15 protein-coding genes are annotated in these 14,809 nt (G+C 52.6%); 3 read left to right on the top strand and 12 right to left on the bottom strand.

Features of this window, described 5'->3' with window-relative positions:
• Nucleotides 1-180: 180 nt before the first annotated feature.
• A complete protein-coding gene (locus MYS68_RS09360) occupies nucleotides 181-1,074 on the bottom strand; it encodes a DNA-3-methyladenine glycosylase family protein (protein WP_248925583.1) in 894 nt (297 codons plus the stop codon).
• 80 nt (nucleotides 1,075-1,154) lie between these two features.
• On the opposite strand from MYS68_RS09360, the gene tlp reads away from it, so the two are divergent.
• On the top strand, nucleotides 1,155-1,379 hold the full coding sequence (gene tlp / locus MYS68_RS09355; RefSeq protein WP_248925582.1) for a small acid-soluble spore protein Tlp: 225 nt from the start codon (nucleotides 1,155-1,157) through the stop codon (nucleotides 1,377-1,379).
• Nucleotides 1,380-1,472: 93 nt separating this feature from the next.
• On the opposite strand, the gene rnz is transcribed toward tlp, so the two are convergent.
• Together rnz and metH are read right to left on the bottom strand one after the other, a co-directional pair.
• Nucleotides 1,473-2,414 (bottom strand): ribonuclease Z, encoded by a 942-nt coding sequence (gene rnz / locus MYS68_RS09350; RefSeq protein ID WP_248925581.1) that lies wholly within the window; start codon nucleotides 2,412-2,414, stop codon nucleotides 1,473-1,475.
• Nucleotides 2,415-2,643: 229 nt separating this feature from the next.
• Nucleotides 2,644-6,084 carry a methionine synthase gene (gene metH / locus MYS68_RS09345; RefSeq protein WP_248925580.1) on the bottom strand — a complete coding sequence of 1,147 codons (3,441 nt, stop codon included), beginning with the start codon at nucleotides 6,082-6,084 and terminating at the stop codon, nucleotides 2,644-2,646.
• A gap of 181 nt (nucleotides 6,085-6,265) precedes the next feature.
• Here metH and MYS68_RS09340 point away from each other — a divergent pair, with 181 nt between their 5' ends.
• A complete protein-coding gene (locus MYS68_RS09340; protein ID WP_248925579.1) occupies nucleotides 6,266-6,808 on the top strand; it encodes a 1,2-dihydroxy-3-keto-5-methylthiopentene dioxygenase in 543 nt (180 codons plus the stop codon).
• An 84-nt stretch (nucleotides 6,809-6,892) separates the two neighbouring features.
• Here the strand turns inward: MYS68_RS09340 and MYS68_RS09335 are convergent, their stop codons facing one another.
• The 5 genes from MYS68_RS09335 to MYS68_RS09315 all read right to left on the bottom strand — a co-directional run bounded on the left by MYS68_RS09335 (nucleotide 6,893) and on the right by MYS68_RS09315 (nucleotide 9,349).
• Nucleotides 6,893-7,687: an HAD family hydrolase gene (locus tag MYS68_RS09335; RefSeq protein ID WP_248925578.1), complete on the bottom strand. Its 795-nt coding sequence runs from the start codon at nucleotides 7,685-7,687 to the stop codon at nucleotides 6,893-6,895.
• 34 nt (nucleotides 7,688-7,721) lie between these two features.
• Nucleotides 7,722-8,234: a hypothetical protein gene (locus MYS68_RS09330; protein WP_248925577.1), complete on the bottom strand. Its 513-nt coding sequence runs from the start codon at nucleotides 8,232-8,234 to the stop codon at nucleotides 7,722-7,724.
• A gap of 26 nt (nucleotides 8,235-8,260) precedes the next feature.
• Complete coding sequence (locus MYS68_RS09325; RefSeq protein ID WP_248925576.1) at nucleotides 8,261-8,446, bottom strand: DUF896 domain-containing protein; 186 nt, start codon at nucleotides 8,444-8,446, stop codon at nucleotides 8,261-8,263.
• 130 nt (nucleotides 8,447-8,576) lie between these two features.
• Nucleotides 8,577-8,939 (bottom strand): hypothetical protein, encoded by a 363-nt coding sequence (locus tag MYS68_RS09320; protein WP_248925575.1) that lies wholly within the window; start codon nucleotides 8,937-8,939, stop codon nucleotides 8,577-8,579.
• A 68-nt stretch (nucleotides 8,940-9,007) separates the two neighbouring features.
• Nucleotides 9,008-9,349, bottom strand: a complete 342-nt coding sequence (locus tag MYS68_RS09315) for a LysM peptidoglycan-binding domain-containing protein (protein WP_248925574.1) — start codon at nucleotides 9,347-9,349, stop codon at nucleotides 9,008-9,010.
• 144 nt (nucleotides 9,350-9,493) lie between these two features.
• Here MYS68_RS09315 and lexA point away from each other — a divergent pair, with 144 nt between their 5' ends.
• The gene (lexA, locus tag MYS68_RS09310; protein WP_248925573.1) at nucleotides 9,494-10,117 is read left to right on the top strand and encodes a transcriptional repressor LexA; all 624 of its coding nucleotides are present in this window, start codon (nucleotides 9,494-9,496) and stop codon (nucleotides 10,115-10,117) included.
• Nucleotides 10,118-10,202: 85 nt separating this feature from the next.
• Here lexA and glnA read toward each other — a convergent pair whose 3' ends face one another.
• The 4 genes from glnA to hflX all read right to left on the bottom strand — a co-directional run bounded on the left by glnA (nucleotide 10,203) and on the right by hflX (nucleotide 14,795).
• On the bottom strand, nucleotides 10,203-11,540 hold the full coding sequence (gene glnA / locus MYS68_RS09305; RefSeq protein WP_248925572.1) for a type I glutamate--ammonia ligase: 1,338 nt from the start codon (nucleotides 11,538-11,540) through the stop codon (nucleotides 10,203-10,205).
• Nucleotides 11,541-11,628: 88 nt separating this feature from the next.
• A complete protein-coding gene (locus MYS68_RS09300; RefSeq protein ID WP_248925571.1) occupies nucleotides 11,629-12,039 on the bottom strand; it encodes a MerR family transcriptional regulator in 411 nt (136 codons plus the stop codon).
• Nucleotides 12,040-12,217: 178 nt separating this feature from the next.
• Nucleotides 12,218-13,483 carry a methionine gamma-lyase family protein gene (locus MYS68_RS09295; protein WP_248925570.1) on the bottom strand — a complete coding sequence of 422 codons (1,266 nt, stop codon included), beginning with the start codon at nucleotides 13,481-13,483 and terminating at the stop codon, nucleotides 12,218-12,220.
• Complete coding sequence (gene hflX / locus MYS68_RS09290; protein WP_248925569.1) at nucleotides 13,473-14,795, bottom strand: GTPase HflX; 1,323 nt, start codon at nucleotides 14,793-14,795, stop codon at nucleotides 13,473-13,475. The genes MYS68_RS09295 and hflX overlap by 11 nt, the downstream gene beginning before the upstream one ends.
• Between the last annotated feature and the right edge of the window lie 14 nt (nucleotides 14,796-14,809).

The raw sequence follows: 14,809 nt of genomic DNA, 5'->3' as shown, positions 1-14,809 counted from the left end.
TAAATCCCCTTCACGAATGGGATGAAAATATTTCTTTAAGCATGACGAACACTAACCCCGATATGAATACGGAAATCAGCAGCTCCGCAGCGATCACATAAGCTCCCCCTTAGACCGATGTCTAGTGGAACCTTATGCGGCAGCCCGTTTATATAGACTTCCGTATCGAAGCCATTCGTTTTACGGTTGGTTTAAATACTCCCATAAATAATAAGTCACATAGCTGGACCAAGGCGACCAATCCGCTCCGATCCGCCGCACTTCTTCTTCCGTAGGCTGCGCGCCCATTGCGTGAAGCTTGCGGATCCCGTTGCGCAGACCGATGTCCGCGGCCGGGAGCAAGTCCGTCCTGCCCATGCCGAACAGCAGGAAGCATTCGGCCGTCCAGCGCCCGATCCCTCTCAGCTTGACGAGTTTTTCGATAACTGCGTCGTCGTCCAGCTTTACCAGCTCTCCCAGATCCAGCCTGCCATCCGCCACCAACCTCGCGAAATCGATCAAATATTCCGCTTTCCGCTGGCTGAACTGCTCCGCACGAAGCTGCTCGTAGGACAGGGAAGCGACTTCTTCGGCCGATGGAAACACCGGAACAAGCTGCCCTTGATATGCAAAAGGCGCCGACGAGATGCGGATGAGCCGCCTGGTCAGCTCCGCGGCAAATGCCAAATTGAGCTGCTGGCCGATGATCGTTTTGGCCATACATTCGAACGGATCGCTCTCCAACATGATCCGGAGGCCGCGGAATTTTACCCCAAGCTGCGCGAGAAGCGGATCCTGCTCCAAATACTTGTAAAACGGCGTCAAATCGAGATCGGCCGACAGCATGCGGGATAGATGATGCTTCAGAGCTTCTATTTCGTTCGGGTCGGATGGCTCGGGAGCGGTCATGATATGCAGCTCGGGCCGGTCCACCGTACCTGCGGAGCTGATTTCCACAAAATAGACGCGCCCGTTCACGCGGATCGTGCGAAACATCCGTTCCCCTTCGAAACGGTAAAGCTCGTGGCCGACTCCTTGCTGGCGCCGCCGGATTTTATCAAAATCGAACGGCGGCTGCGGATGCAATTTCAGCATGTATATTCCCTCCTGCTTGGTGGGATTTTATAGGTGGTATTCTTCCGAATACCTATAACGAACTTAAGGAGAGACCGAACATGGCCAAACCGGACAATCGTTCTGACAACGTGGAACATTTGCAGCAGCACATCAACCATACGATCGAAAATCTCGAAGAAGCGGAAGAATATTTGGATGAGCATGCGGACGAAATCAGTCCCGAGGAAAAAAGCAGCATCCTCGAGAAAAACGAGCACCGCCGCGAAAGCCTGCAAGCATTCCGCGAAGAAATCCGCGACGAAGCGACTGACGGCAACGCCTGATAAGAAGGCAGCAGCAAAGGCAGAGCACCTGATCTTTTGGGATCGGGCGCTCTGCTTTTATTTACCGCGAAAGGCAGCGGTTTCATTAAAATTTTATTGCTGGCTCTGCGGATTAGGCTTAGGTACAAAATAACTCCAAAAATCGTGCGCAACATAGCTGTGGGCATGCAGCCGCTTCGCTTCCTCAAGCAGCGCCTCCACCTCATCGCCCTGGTAACGCGAGCTCAGATGCGTCAAAATCAGCGCGTCCGCACGCGCCTCCTGCGCCGCCCTGGCGGCATCCATCGCCGTCGAGTGGTCGTATTTCATGGCAAGCTCTTTTTTATCCTCGGCAAACGTTGCCTCATGCACCAGTACGTCCGCATTCCGCGCTAACGGAACGACGTTCGGGCATGGCTTCGTATCGCCTAAAATCGTTATGATTCTGCCTTTGCACGAAGGACCGAGAAAATCCGCACCGTTCAGCATACGGCCGTCCGGCAGCGTCACGGTATGCCCTTTTTTCAGCTTGCCGAAAATCGGCCCGGATTCGATTCCCATTGCCTTCAGCTTGTCGACGAGCAGCTTGCCCGGTTGGTCTTTCTCCGTTACGCGGAATCCGTAGCTCGTCACCCGGTGATCCAATTCCGCCGTCTCCACCTTAAAAAGCTCGTCCTCGAAAATCGTGCCCTCCACATGTTCATGGATCGTCAGCTCGTATCCGAGATGAGCCTGGCTTGTCTCCAGAAGCAGCTCGACCAGCCGTTTGACCCCTTTCGGGCCGTAGATCGCAAAAGGAGTTTCCCCGCCTTGATACGACCGGCTTGTGAGCAGTCCCGGAATGCCATAAATATGATCCCCGTGCAGATGGGAGATGAACAGCTTTTCGATTTTCCCGATGCGGACCGGCGATTTCAAAATTTGATGCTGGGTGCCTTCCCCGCAGTCGAACAGCCAGTAGGTTCCCCGCTCCACGAGCAGATTCAGGACAAGGGCGGTCACATTGCGCTCACGCGACGGCATGCCGGCTCCCGTCCCCAAAAAATATAATTCCAAACGGATCGACTCCTATCCTCCGCAATAATCCATAACCGTTAGCTTTTCCAAAAATCGGCCGGACATAAGCGATGGCATGGAAGAACAAATCCCCCAAAAATGAAATGAACCTTTGCAGCCTATTCCGCGTACTTTTTTTTGGGGGGCTCCCGGTTATCCACAAAAATTGGCCATGCCTAATTTCCCAAGCAAAAACAAAGTGCGGCGCTCTAAAGGCCGCACCTTGCTGTTATGCCTTTTCGACGTTGAAGTACCTCGCTTCGGGATGCGCAAATACGATCGCTGAAACGGAAGCCTCCGGTTCCATCATGCTGCCTTCGGTCAGTTGAACGCCGATTTCCTCCGGCTTCATCAGTGCGAACAGCTGCTGCTGATCGTCGAGATTCGGACATGCCGGGTAGCCGAACGAGAAGCGTTGGCCGCGGTATTTGGCCCCGAATCGCTCCTGCATCGTCATCGTGACCGGGTCCGGGAACCCCCACGTATCGCGCATCATTTGGTGCACGCGTTCCGCGAACGCCTCCGCCGTCTCCAGAGCTGTCGCCTGCAGAGCATGCGAGCGCAAATAGTCGCCCTTGGCGCGCCATTCCGCCGCTTTCTCGCTGATGCCGTGGCCTGCGGTGACGACAAGGAAGCCGACGTAGTCCATTTCTCCGCTGTCGACCGATTTGAGGTAGTCGGCCAAGCAATAATACGGCTCGCTTTCCTGCCGCGGGAACGTGAAGGTTTGCAGCACCTTCGTATGGTCGTCCGGATCGTATACAAAGATGGTGTTGTCCTTCGACTGCGCCGGGAAAAACCGGTACATGCCGTGAGCGCGGATCAACCCGTCTTTTTGCGCATCGGCCAAAATGCCGTCCACCGTATCTTTCAGCTGCAAAGCTTTCGGATCTTTATCCGCAAGCAGCTGCTCGACTTTACCCTTCAGGCCAAGATGGTGGCCGAGCAGCATCTGCATATTGATATACGGCACGATGTGGCTGATCGGGTAGTCTCTGAGCACATGGCGCTCGCAATCCGGCGGCACCTGCACGGGAACCGTGCGATCGATCGACGAGGTGTTCACGCGCGTCAGCTTGGGCAGCTCTTCTTTTTTGCCCGATTCCATCACATCGGATTCCTTCATTTCACGCAGCTCGCGGATCAAAACTTGCCGCTGCTCCGGATCGCTCAGCTTGTTGGCGATATCGAGACCGTCCATCGCGTCCTTCGCGTACAAAACCAAACCGTCGTATTCCGGCGAAATCCGCGTTTTCGTAAATTTCCGGGTGAGCGCGGCGCCGCCGACCAAAATCGGCACGTCGATGCCGGCATTTTTCAAATCCTGGGCGGTGATAACCATTTGCTGTGCCGACTTGACGAGCAAACCGGACAAACCGATCGCATCCGGCTTTTCCTTGCGGTAAGCTTCGATAAGCTGCTCCGGCGGCACCTTGATGCCGAGATTGACAATCTCATAACCGTTGTTCGACAAAATAATCTCGACCAGGTTTTTGCCGATGTCATGTACGTCGCCTTTGACCGTCGCGAGCAATATTTTACCTTTCACCGCCGTCTCGGATTTCTCCATAAACGGTTCCAGATGGGCCACGGACGCCTTCATGACTTCGGCGCTTTGCAGCACCTCGGCTACGATCAGCTCGTTGTTGTTAAACAACCGGCCGACTTCCTCCATCCCTTTCATCAGCGGTCCGTTGATGATTTCGAGTGGCGCATATTTCGTCAACGCCTCGTTAAGATCGGGAATCAAACCTTCCTTCGTGCCCTCGACAATGTAGGAAGCAAGTCTCTCCTCGAGGGTCAGATTCGAGACCTTCTCTTTCTTCTCCACTTTCTTCTCGCGGAAAGCGGCGACGAACGCAGCCAACGTTTCATCGTTCGTATTGTAAATCAGCTCTTCGGCTAACTTGCGTTCCTCTTCCGGAATGGATGCGTAACGTTCCAGCGTCTCCGTGTTGACGATCGCGTAATCGAGGCCCGCTTTCGTACAGTGGTACAAATATACAGCGTTTAGCACCTCACGGCCTGCCGGCGGCAAGCCGAACGAGACGTTGCTGAGGCCGAGAATCGTTTGCGTATCCGGCATCGCTTCCTTAATCAAGCGAATGCCTTCAATTGTTTCCTTCGCTGAACCGATATACTGCTGATCGCCGGTGCCTACCGGGAAGACGAGCGGGTCGAAAATGATATCCGACGGCTTCATCCCGTATTTGTTCACGAGCAGATCGTACGATCTTTTGGCGACCGCAAGCTTATCCTCTCTGGTGATCGCCTGGCCTCTTTCATCGATCGTTCCGACGACGGCCGCTGCCCCGTATTTGTGAATGAGCGGAACGATCTTTTCGAATTTTTCTTCGCCGTCCTCGAGGTTAATCGAGTTGATAATCGCTTTACCTTGCGAATACTTGAGTCCCAGTTCGATGACGCGGTGATCGGTGGAATCCAGCATAAGCGGAACTTTGACCTTTTTCACCACAAGTTCGAGGAACTGCTTCATGTCGCTGATCTCGTCGCGGTCCGGATCCTGCAAACAGACGTCGATGACGGCGGCGCCGCCTTTTACCTGAGCTCTCGCGATTTCGGAAGCTTCCTCGTATTTCCCTTCGGCAATGAGCCGTTTAAATTTGCGCGAACCGAGAACGTTTGTTCTTTCCCCCACCATATACGGGCGATTGGCGTCCTCGATGTATACCGTCTCGATGCCGGACACAGCCGGCGGATGGTCGCCGTATTGCGAGCGCGGCTTGTAGTTCTTGAGCGTCTCCGCCATCGCCTGAATATGCGCGGGCGTCGTGCCGCAGCAGCCGCCGGCAATGTTAAGCCAGCCCTGCTCGGCGAAGCCGGCCAGCTTTTTGGCCAGCGAATCCGGCGATTCGTGGTAGTTACCGTTTTCGTCGGGGAGGCCTGCGTTCGGGTAACAGCTCACCGCCGTTCTGGATACTTCGGAGAGCGTACGGATATGGTCGCGCATAAATTCCGGACCCGTCGCGCAGTTCAGACCGATGGAGATCGGCTCCAGATGCTCGAGCGAAATATAAAACGACTCGATATTTTGCCCGGCAAGCGTTGTTCCCATCGGTTCGATCGTGCCGGAAATCATCAGCGGCAGCTTTCTGCCGAGCGTTTCAAACGCTTTGCGGATACCGATGCTGCCTGCCTTTACGTTCAACGTATCCTGCGACGTTTCCAGCAGCAGTGCGTCCACCCCTGCCTCCATGAGCGCAAGCGTTTGTTCATAATAACTTTCCACGAGCTCGTCAAAAGTCACGCCGCCGGTGACGGACAACGTTTTCGTCGTCGGCCCCATGGCGCCCGCTACATAGCGAGGCCACTCGGGGGTGCTGAATTTGTTTGCCGCATCCACCGCCAGCTTGGCCGCAATCAGGTTAAGCTCTCTCGCCCTATCCTGCAAACCGTACTCCGCCAATACAACGCTCGTCGCACCGAACGTATTCGTTTCAATAATATCGGAACCCGCGGCAAAATAAGCTTCGTGAATTTTTGAGATAACGTCCGGACGGGTAACGACCAAATACTCGTTGCATCCTTCCAGATCTTCTCCGCCGAAGTCGTCCGCGGTCAAGTTCTCCTGTTGAATCATCGTCCCCATCGCGCCGTCGAGGATCAATATTTTATCTTTCAACCTATCCTGTAATGATTGCTTCTGCATGACATCGCATCCTTTCAAAGCCGTTACGGAGCCTTGTTCACCGTTTCGTTATCAGTTTATTATAGCGATTTTACACGAATAATGTAAATAAGAATGAGTTGATTTTCTCATCGACATCATTCGGGCAATCCACTATAATATTAGATTGACGACAACTTTTATATGAAAAGAGGGATATCCCATGGCTGAAATTCGTATCCGCAATACGAACGAACGCATTTCCGGAGAAGCGAATGTAAAAGCTTTTTTGGATAAACAAGAAGTACTGTACGAACATTGGAACGCAAACAAACTTCCTGCTGATCTTCAGGAAAAGTTCGTTCTTTCCGACGATGAAAAAAACCAAATCTTATCCGCGTTCGACAGCGAAATTCGCGACCTTGCCGGACGCCGCGGTTATAAGACTTGGGATGTCATCGCTTTGTCCGACGCCACGCCGAATCTCGATGAGCTGCTCAAAAAATTCGAGCAAGTGCATACGCATACCGAAGACGAAGTCCGTGCGATCACAGCCGGCAAAGGCATTTTCATCATCAAGGGCACCGACGACGTCGGTTATTTCGACGTGGAGCTTGAAGCCGGCGACGTTATTTCCGTACCGGAAAACAAGCCTCATTTCTTTACATTGATGGAAAATCGGCAAATTGTTGCAGTCCGCCTGTTCATCGAACCAGCCGGATGGGTTGCCCAGCCGTATGACGATCCGTCTTTCCAAAAAGCGTAACACGCTCCTGCGTGAATGGCATGTCGCTGAACGGAAAAAGCCCGCCTACTCTTAACGAAAGAGCGGCGGGCTTAATCTTTTATATTAAGATATCGAATCGATAATACCTTGGATTTGGCGCAAGTTTTGAATTTCGTAAGCAGGTATAATTTCGTCGGAGCGCTGCACTCCGTGGCGGTTGATCCACATGTTTTTCATGCCGACACTATTGGAACCGAGAATATCGGTCGTCAGCTTGTCGCCGATCATGACGCCTTCGCCCGCTTCGATACCGAGCAGTTCCATCGCATGTTTGAAAATCGAAACGGCAGGTTTTCCTTCGCCAAAATCACCCGAGATGACGATATGATCAAAGTACGGAGTGAGTTCCGGCACGCCGGCCAGCTTTTCCTTCTGCAAATCCGGCGATCCGTTCGTCAGCAGCAGCAGCTTGTAGCGGCCTTTTAATTGATCCAGCACTTCGAACGTTTCTTCGTAAACAATCGGCCGGGCGCGCCGTTCGGCGCCGAACATTTCTCCGAGCTTAAAGCCAAGTTCCGGATCGTCTACGCCTAAAGCCTTCAAACCGCGAGTCCACGATTCGCGGCGATATCCGGGTGCCAGCTGCTGCAGCTTGCGAAACTGCTCCTGTTTCCCTTCCGTGAAGTGGGCCCACAATCCCTCGAACGGGTTGATGCCGATCATTTTGGTGAAAGGAAACGTTTCATACAATTCGTACAAAGCTCTGGCTTCCTTGCGAACTTCTTCCTCCAACCGAACCGGGTCCACTCCGGTTTGTTTTCCCGCTTCCTCACAGGTCGCGCGGAAAGCTTCTTTAACGCTGCGTTCGTCCCACAGCAGCGTATCGTCCAAATCGAATAATACTGCCTTAATGGCCATAAAATCTATTGCTCCCCTCTGTTGTTAGCTTCGATTACACTTCGTCTTTTAAAGGAACCGCGTGAGTTTTGGCAAATTCCCTAAGCTGAGCCGCCGCTTGACCCATGTCCATTAAATGATAAAATTGCGAAAAAATCCACCGCGCATTTTTCTGTTTACCTTCGATGATAAACGCGTTTTTCATCAGCGTGATCTGCTTAATATCGGCAGCTTCCAGCGTGCGCACTCCGGAAAACCGGCGGGTGGACAGCTCCTTTTTTCCGATTTTCAAATAAGGCCGGCGAACGAGATATGTAAATATACCGAGCAAAATATAACAGCCGCCCGTTATCCAATACATATTGTCCTGCTGGGCAAGGCCCCGGAACGAAATAAAGCAGAAAATACCGACCGCGATCAATATGACGGGAAAAAACCAGCTTCTCCCGCGAATCGTCACCCCTTCGTCGGATGAAGCGCCGGAGAGCGGTTTTTTCCCAACTTTCACCCGCTGCTTATTCAGATGCTTCGTATTTTTTTGAACCATGCGTTCCCATTTTCGCGACATTCCGATCCCCCTAATAACTTAATCTTCTACTCTTCTTTATCGACAAATTTGATATTGTCCAATTGGACACGCAGCGAAGTTTTAAATGCTTCTATATACCTTTTTCTCAATTCGTTGCGTTCGTCGATTTCCGCGTCCGTAAGCCCCTCGGCTTTCGCTTTCCTGGCCAACTGATTAATTCGCTCAATATAGTCCGGATTGTTTTCGCTCATGAGTGTCCTCCCGATGTTCGCCTTCATAGTCCATTTTTCCAAAATACAAAATATACTTTGACATTGTCTGTACATATTGTCAAGCCAGCTTCACAGACAAAGTAAAAAGGCCCTCGATAGGGCCTGATCATTAATTATGTACAAGTAAATGAAGCTGTTCCTCAGCTTTGGCGATTCTGCTTAATTGGTAATCCAATCTGTCATGGGTCAACCTGACTTTTTCAAGAATAACATTGTCGGCATTGATATTTTCCGCATGATATTCTTGAAGAGTCTTCTCCAGCCTGTCCACCCGCTGATTCAGCTCCCGAACTTCCGCCCTTACTTCCTGCATATTGTTTTCCAGCTTGGTCATCCGGTCTTCCAAACCGGACATGCGGTTCTCCAAGCCGATCATCCGATCTTCGAGGCCGATGAAGCGATTTTCAAGGCCGATCATTCGATTTTCTAGGCCGGTGAAGCGGTCCAACAATTCCCTTAGCAATTGTTCCAACGTTCTACCCCACCCTCTCTATGAAAATGGTAAACTTAGTATAACACGGTGGCAGAACGTACGAAAGGTCAAGGTAAAAATAACAGCTGGCCTTCCTTCAAAACGCTGCTCTTCAACTTGTTCGCTTCCTTGATTTTATCGATGTATGTACGTATGTCCTGATCTCGCGTTTTGTTGGCGGAAGCGATTGACCACAGCGTGTCTCCTGGCATAACGACAACTGATCTGGTCTCCGCGGTTCCGGAAGTTTTGACCGAGGCCGATTCTCCGCTCGCATACACCGTTACTAAAGCAGAAAAAGTAAATATGATTGAAACGACAAACAATACGAACAAAAAGCGAACAAGCTTTTTATGTTTAATCACCGATGTGTCTGCTTTGTTATTTACTAACGCTGAATTTGTATACATTGAAATGACCTCCAAACATTTGTTCTGGTCTCATAATAACACGAACATTCGTTTGGGTCAATATGTTTTCTCGAACTTATGTTTGTACGAACTCCGGTTCTGTGCTATACTTTGGATAACGAATACAAATATGGAGTGATGACCGTGGGGAAAATTTCCAACCGCCAGCAAGCGATACTGGAATTTATTAAAAATGAGGTCAAAGACAAAGGTTACCCGCCGTCCGTCAGAGAGATCGGCGAAGCGGTGGGACTAGCCTCCAGTTCCACAGTTCATGGACATTTGGAAAGACTGGAGAAGAAAGGTTTAATTCGCCGGGACGCCACCAAGCCTAGAGCCATCGAAATTTTGGACGGCAGCGGCGAAGGATCGGGCGCTTTCGCTCTTTCCGTCGTGCGGGTGCCGCTCATCGGGCGGGTAACCGCCGGCGTACCTATTACGGCCACTGAAAACATCGAAGATTATTTCCCGCTTCCGAGCCATTATGTGAACGACGACAACGTGTTCATGCTCAGCGTCATCGGCGACAGCATGATCGATGCCGGCATCCACGACGGCGACTACGTCATCGTCCGCCAGCAGCCGACCGCCAACAACGGCGACATCGTCGTCGCCATGACGGAAGATGATGAAGCAACGGTGAAGCGCTTCTACAAGGAACGCGATCATTTCCGCCTGCAGCCCGAGAATCCCACTCTTCAACCGATTATTTTGAAAAACGTAACCATCCTGGGCAAAGTGATCGGACTGTTCAGAGACATTCATTAATCGACGATCGCCATCCCTCATGCAAATGCAATAAAGCCCCTCTCGCCGGCCGAAGCCGAGGCAAGAGGGGCTTTTTTTCTTAGTATTAGTACAACGACATGTACTGGTCTCTTTCCCAAGCGTGCACCTGGGTCCGATAGATGTCCCATTCGATTTCTTTCAATTCCACGAAATGCGCCAGAGCATGATCGCCGAGCGCGTCGCAGATCACATCGTCGCGCAAAAGCTCGTCAATTGCCGTTTTCAGATTCACCGGCAGACTCGGGATCCCTTGCTCTTCGCGCTCTTCGTCGCTCATGACGTAAATGTTGCGGTCGGTTGGCGGCGGCAGCTGCGTTTTGTGCTTGATGCCGTCAAGACCGGCCTTCAGCATGACAGCCAGAGCCAAATAAGGATTTGCCGCCGGATCCGGATTGCGCACTTCGATCCGGGTGCTGAGGCCGCGGGAAGCCGGGATACGGATCATCGGGCTGCGGTTGCTGGCTGACCATGCTACGTAACAAGGAGCTTCATAACCCGGTACCAGACGCTTGTACGAGTTGACGGTCGGGTTTGTGATCGCAGCGAACGCACGGGCATGCTTCAAAATGCCTGCCATATAATATCTGGCGGTTGTACTGAGGCCGAGCTTGTCGCTTTCATCGTAAAACGCATTTTCGTTGCCGCGGAACAGCGACTGATGGCAGTGCATACCCGACCCGTTCACGCCGAACAGAGGTTTCGGCATAAATGTGGCGTGCAAGCCGTGCTTGCGGGCGATCGTTTTAACGACGAGCTTGAACGTTTGGATCTGGTCGGCCGCTTTGAGCGCATCGGCATATTTAAAGTCGATTTCGTGCTGTCCGGGTGCTACCTCATGGTGGGAGGCTTCGATCTCAAAGCCCATTTCCTCCAGCGTGATGACGATTTCGCGGCGGCAGTTTTCCCCAAGATCCGTCGGTGCAAGATCGAAATAACCGCCCTGGTCGTTCAGCTCCTGGGTCGGATTGCCCTTCTCGTCCGTCTTGAACAGGAAAAACTCCGGTTCCGGACCGACATTCATCGCCGTAAAGCCCATCTCCTCGGCTTCCTTCAGGGCGTTTTTCAAAATGCAGCGCGGGTCCCCCGGGAACGGACGGCCGTCCGGCAAATAAATGTCGCAAATCAAACGGGCTACTTTATCTTCGGTCACCCATGGAAAAACAACCCAGGTGCTTAAATCCGGATATAAATACATGTCGGATTCCTCAATCCGCACGTAACCTTCGATGGAGGATCCGTCAAACATCATTTTGTTGTTGAGCGCTTTTTCCAGCTGGCTTACGGGAATTTCCACATTCTTGATCGTACCGAGCAGGTCGGTAAACTGAAGGCGGATGAAGCGAACATTTTCTTCTTTCGCGATGCGCAAAATGTCTTCTTTCGTATAAGTTTTGTCAGCCACTGTAAAAATCTCCTCCTTAGGATATGTACAAAATGAAGAGTATGCCCGAAACCCGATTTAAGTTTTGAACATACTCTTTGCAAACGCTTTAGTGGAAAAACCGGGAAAGCTCCCCTTGTATAAGCGATACTTGGCCCGGGCGTTTGCCGCCGCCAAGCAGCTGCTGCTTGAGCATTCTATGCAGCTGGGTATCGGTCAATTCCTTGCGTTTAACTTCGGTTTGCTCGGTGATGACGGTGGCTTCCTCGGAATCCTTGGATACGGGCAGAAGCACCTGCTTGATCCCGGCGATGTTGACACCCTTCTCGATCAAATCCTTGATCTCGAGAAGCCGCTCGACATCGTTGAAGGAGTAAAGACGCTGGTTCCCGGAAGTCCGGGCCGGTATGACCAGTTCATGCTGCTCGTAATATCTGATTTGCCGCGCTGTGAGGTCCGTCAGCTTCATGACGATGCCGATCGGAAAGAGCGCCATATTTCTGCGAATTTCATCACTCATGACCTATCACTCCTGTACAGTGTGAACGTAACTTTATTGTAACGTTCTAACAAAAACGTGTCAAGTTGTGTTAGGTTTTTGGGTCAGTAGGCGGCCGCAAGCTTTCCGAGGCAAATCCATTCCCTTTGTACAAACTGCTGAATAAATTCAAGATTCTTTCGTGAAACAGACTCCCGAATTATGTAATGTTAAGTAACAATAATCCGCGGTCGGCCATGTTCTGAAGAGCCGTCAGTACGCCGAGCTTACAGTGGGAGTAGGTCAGCCCTCCCTGCATGTACGCAATGTACGGCTCGCGGATCGGGGCATCGGCGGACAGCTCCAGGCTGCCGCCCTGAATGAAAGTTCCCGCGGCCATGATAACCGGGTTTTCATAGCCGGGCATATCCCACGGTTCGGGAACGACATGCGAATCGACGGCCGCGGCCTGCTGGATGCCTTGAACGAACGCAATCAAATGTTCCGCGCTTGTGAAGCGGATCGCCTGGATCAAATCGGTGCGCGGATCAGACCAGCGCGGATGGCTTTCGAAACCGAGCTGCTCAAACAATGCCGCGGCGAAAACAGAGCCTTTCACGGCCTGTCCCACCAAATGAGGAGCGAGGAAAAGCCCTTGAAACATCGCCCGTGTCGTCCCCAGCATCGCCCCTACCTCGCCTCCGATGCCCGGCGCCGTCAAACGGTAAGCGGCAAGCTCGACATATTCGCTTTTCCCGGCGATATATCCTCCGGTCGGGGCGATGCCGCCTCCCGGATTTTTGATCAGCGAGCCGGCCATCAGATCGACTCCAACCTCGGTCGGCTCCTTGAGCTCGGTAAACTCCCCGTAGCAGTTGTCCACAAACACGAGGACATCCGGTTTGATTTCCTTGACGAACCGCACCATCTCCCCGATCTGCTCAACAGTAAACGACGGCCGCCACGAGTAGCCGCGCGACCGCTGGATCGCGACAAGCTTTGTCGACGCGGTAATGGAGCGTTCGATCGCCGGATAGTCGGGTGAACCGTCCGGCAGCAGCGGCACCTCGTCGTATTCGATGCCGAAATCCTGCAGCGAGCCTTTTCCGTCGCCGGGTTTTCCGATCACCTTGTGCAGCGTGTCATACGGTTTGCCCGTGATCGAAACCATCCGGTCGCCGGGCCGCAAAACGCCGAACAGCGCCGTACCGATCGTGTGCGTGCCAGACACAAAATGCGGGCGCACCAGCGCCGCTTCGGCGCCAAACGCGTCCGCATAAACAAGGTCGAGCACCTCCCGTCCCCGGTCGTTATAACCGTAGCCCGTGGACCCGGCAAAATGATAATCGCTGACCTTATGCTTTTGGAAAGCCCGGATCACTTTCCATTGATTGAGATCGATAAGCCGGTCGATTTCGCGCATCCGGCCGTCGATCATCCGTTCGGCCCGCTCCTGCAGCGAGCCGATAGTTTCGTTAAAATTCATGCTGTGAAGCCTCTCCCTTATTTTGCATTTGTGACAGGTCGTAATTCGCCAGCAAATAGCCGACCTTTTCAAATTCCTTGTTGTTGATACGAACCTGGAACAGCATATCGCCGCCGTCCACTTCGTTCTCCAGCACTTCCCCTACACGGTAAACGAGCGAAATCAAATCCCCTTTCTCTGCCGGAATACGGAACGTCTTCTTGTCCCCCATCAGCTTTTCCTGCAAGGTCCATTTGATTTTATCCAAATCGGATTCGTTTAAAGCCGATACTTTCAAAAACTCGCCGTCGGTCGAAAGCATCTCACATTCACGCGGCTCGCACATATCGATTTTGTTAAACAGCGTGATCTGCTCCTGATGGGCCCCGAGCTCGCTCAGCACCTCGGCAACGACGCGCATCTGCACCTCGCGCATCGGTGACGAGCTGTCGACGACGTGCAAAATCAGATCGGCCTCACATGCTTCCTCCAACGTAGCCCGGAAAGCGGCGATCAAATCGTGGGGCAGGTTTTGGATAAAACCGACCGTATCGGTCAGCACGATGTCTTTGCCGCTCGGCAGCGTAAGCGTACGCGATGTCGGATCAAGCGTCGCGAACAGCTGATTTTCGGCATAAACGTCGGCATTCGTCAGCTTGTTAAGCAGCGTCGATTTGCCGGCGTTCGTATAACCGACCAAAGCGACTTGAAAAATGCCGGTTTTCTTCCGGCGCTCTCTATGTAGGGTACGGTGCCGGGTCACTTCCTCCAGCTGCCGCTTCAGTTCGCCGATGCGGTCGCGGATATGGCGGCGATCCGTCTCGAGCTTCGTCTCGCCGGGACCGCGGGTACCGATGCCGCCGCCGAGCCGCGACAAGTTTTTGCCGTGGCCGGACAGTCTCGGCAGCAAATAACTGAGCTGCGCCAGTTCGACTTGGATAATGCCTTCGCGCGTACGCGCCCGCTGCGCGAAGATATCGAGAATAAGCTGCGTGCGGTCGATGATTTTGACGTTGAGAAACTCCTCAAGGTTGCGCACCTGCGCACCGGACAACTCCTGGTCGAAAATCGCCGTCGTCGCGTCCGTTTTTTCGAGCAGGTCGCGCAGCTCTTCCGCCTTGCCTTTGCCGATAAACCATTTCGTATCCGGCGATTCCTTATGCTGCGTCATCGTGGCAAGCACCTGCACGCCGGCGGTTTCCGCCAGATTGACGAGCTCCTGCAGCGAATATTCCGCTTCCTCGTCCGATTGCCTGGAATTTTTCAGAACGAGGCTGACCAGCACGGCCCGGTCCTGGATGTGTTCGTTGATTTCATGGCTTGTTTTTTTCATATACGGGACATAAT

This window comes from Paenibacillus hamazuiensis (assembly GCF_023276405.1).
Taxonomy (GTDB): Bacteria; Bacillota; Bacilli; order Paenibacillales; family NBRC-103111; genus Paenibacillus_AF; species Paenibacillus_AF hamazuiensis.
This window is presented reverse-complemented; position numbering and strand designations above follow the sequence as displayed.

What these genes read in the sequence shown, in the direction of transcription:
- MYS68_RS09340 (WP_248925579.1), top strand. Translation starts at nt 6,266, where the DNA reads ATGGCTGAAATTCGTATCCGCAATACGAACGAACGCATTTCCGGAGAA.
- MYS68_RS09300 (WP_248925571.1), bottom strand. Translation starts at nt 12,039, where the DNA reads ATGAGTGATGAAATTCGCAGAAATATGGCGCTCTTTCCGATCGGCATC.
- MYS68_RS09295 (WP_248925570.1), bottom strand. Translation starts at nt 13,483, where the DNA reads ATGAATTTTAACGAAACTATCGGCTCGCTGCAGGAGCGGGCCGAACGG.
- metH (WP_248925580.1), bottom strand. Translation starts at nt 6,084, where the DNA reads ATGCAGAAGCAATCATTACAGGATAGGTTGAAAGATAAAATATTGATC.
- MYS68_RS09330 (WP_248925577.1), bottom strand. Translation starts at nt 8,234, where the DNA reads ATGTCGCGAAAATGGGAACGCATGGTTCAAAAAAATACGAAGCATCTG.
- MYS68_RS09325 (WP_248925576.1), bottom strand. Translation starts at nt 8,446, where the DNA reads ATGAGCGAAAACAATCCGGACTATATTGAGCGAATTAATCAGTTGGCC.
- MYS68_RS09315 (WP_248925574.1), bottom strand. Translation starts at nt 9,349, where the DNA reads ATGTATACAAATTCAGCGTTAGTAAATAACAAAGCAGACACATCGGTG.
- tlp (WP_248925582.1), top strand. Translation starts at nt 1,155, where the DNA reads ATGGCCAAACCGGACAATCGTTCTGACAACGTGGAACATTTGCAGCAG.
- hflX (WP_248925569.1), bottom strand. Translation starts at nt 14,795, where the DNA reads ATGAAAAAAACAAGCCATGAAATCAACGAACACATCCAGGACCGGGCC.
- MYS68_RS09360 (WP_248925583.1), bottom strand. Translation starts at nt 1,074, where the DNA reads ATGCTGAAATTGCATCCGCAGCCGCCGTTCGATTTTGATAAAATCCGG.
- MYS68_RS09335 (WP_248925578.1), bottom strand. Translation starts at nt 7,687, where the DNA reads ATGGCCATTAAGGCAGTATTATTCGATTTGGACGATACGCTGCTGTGG.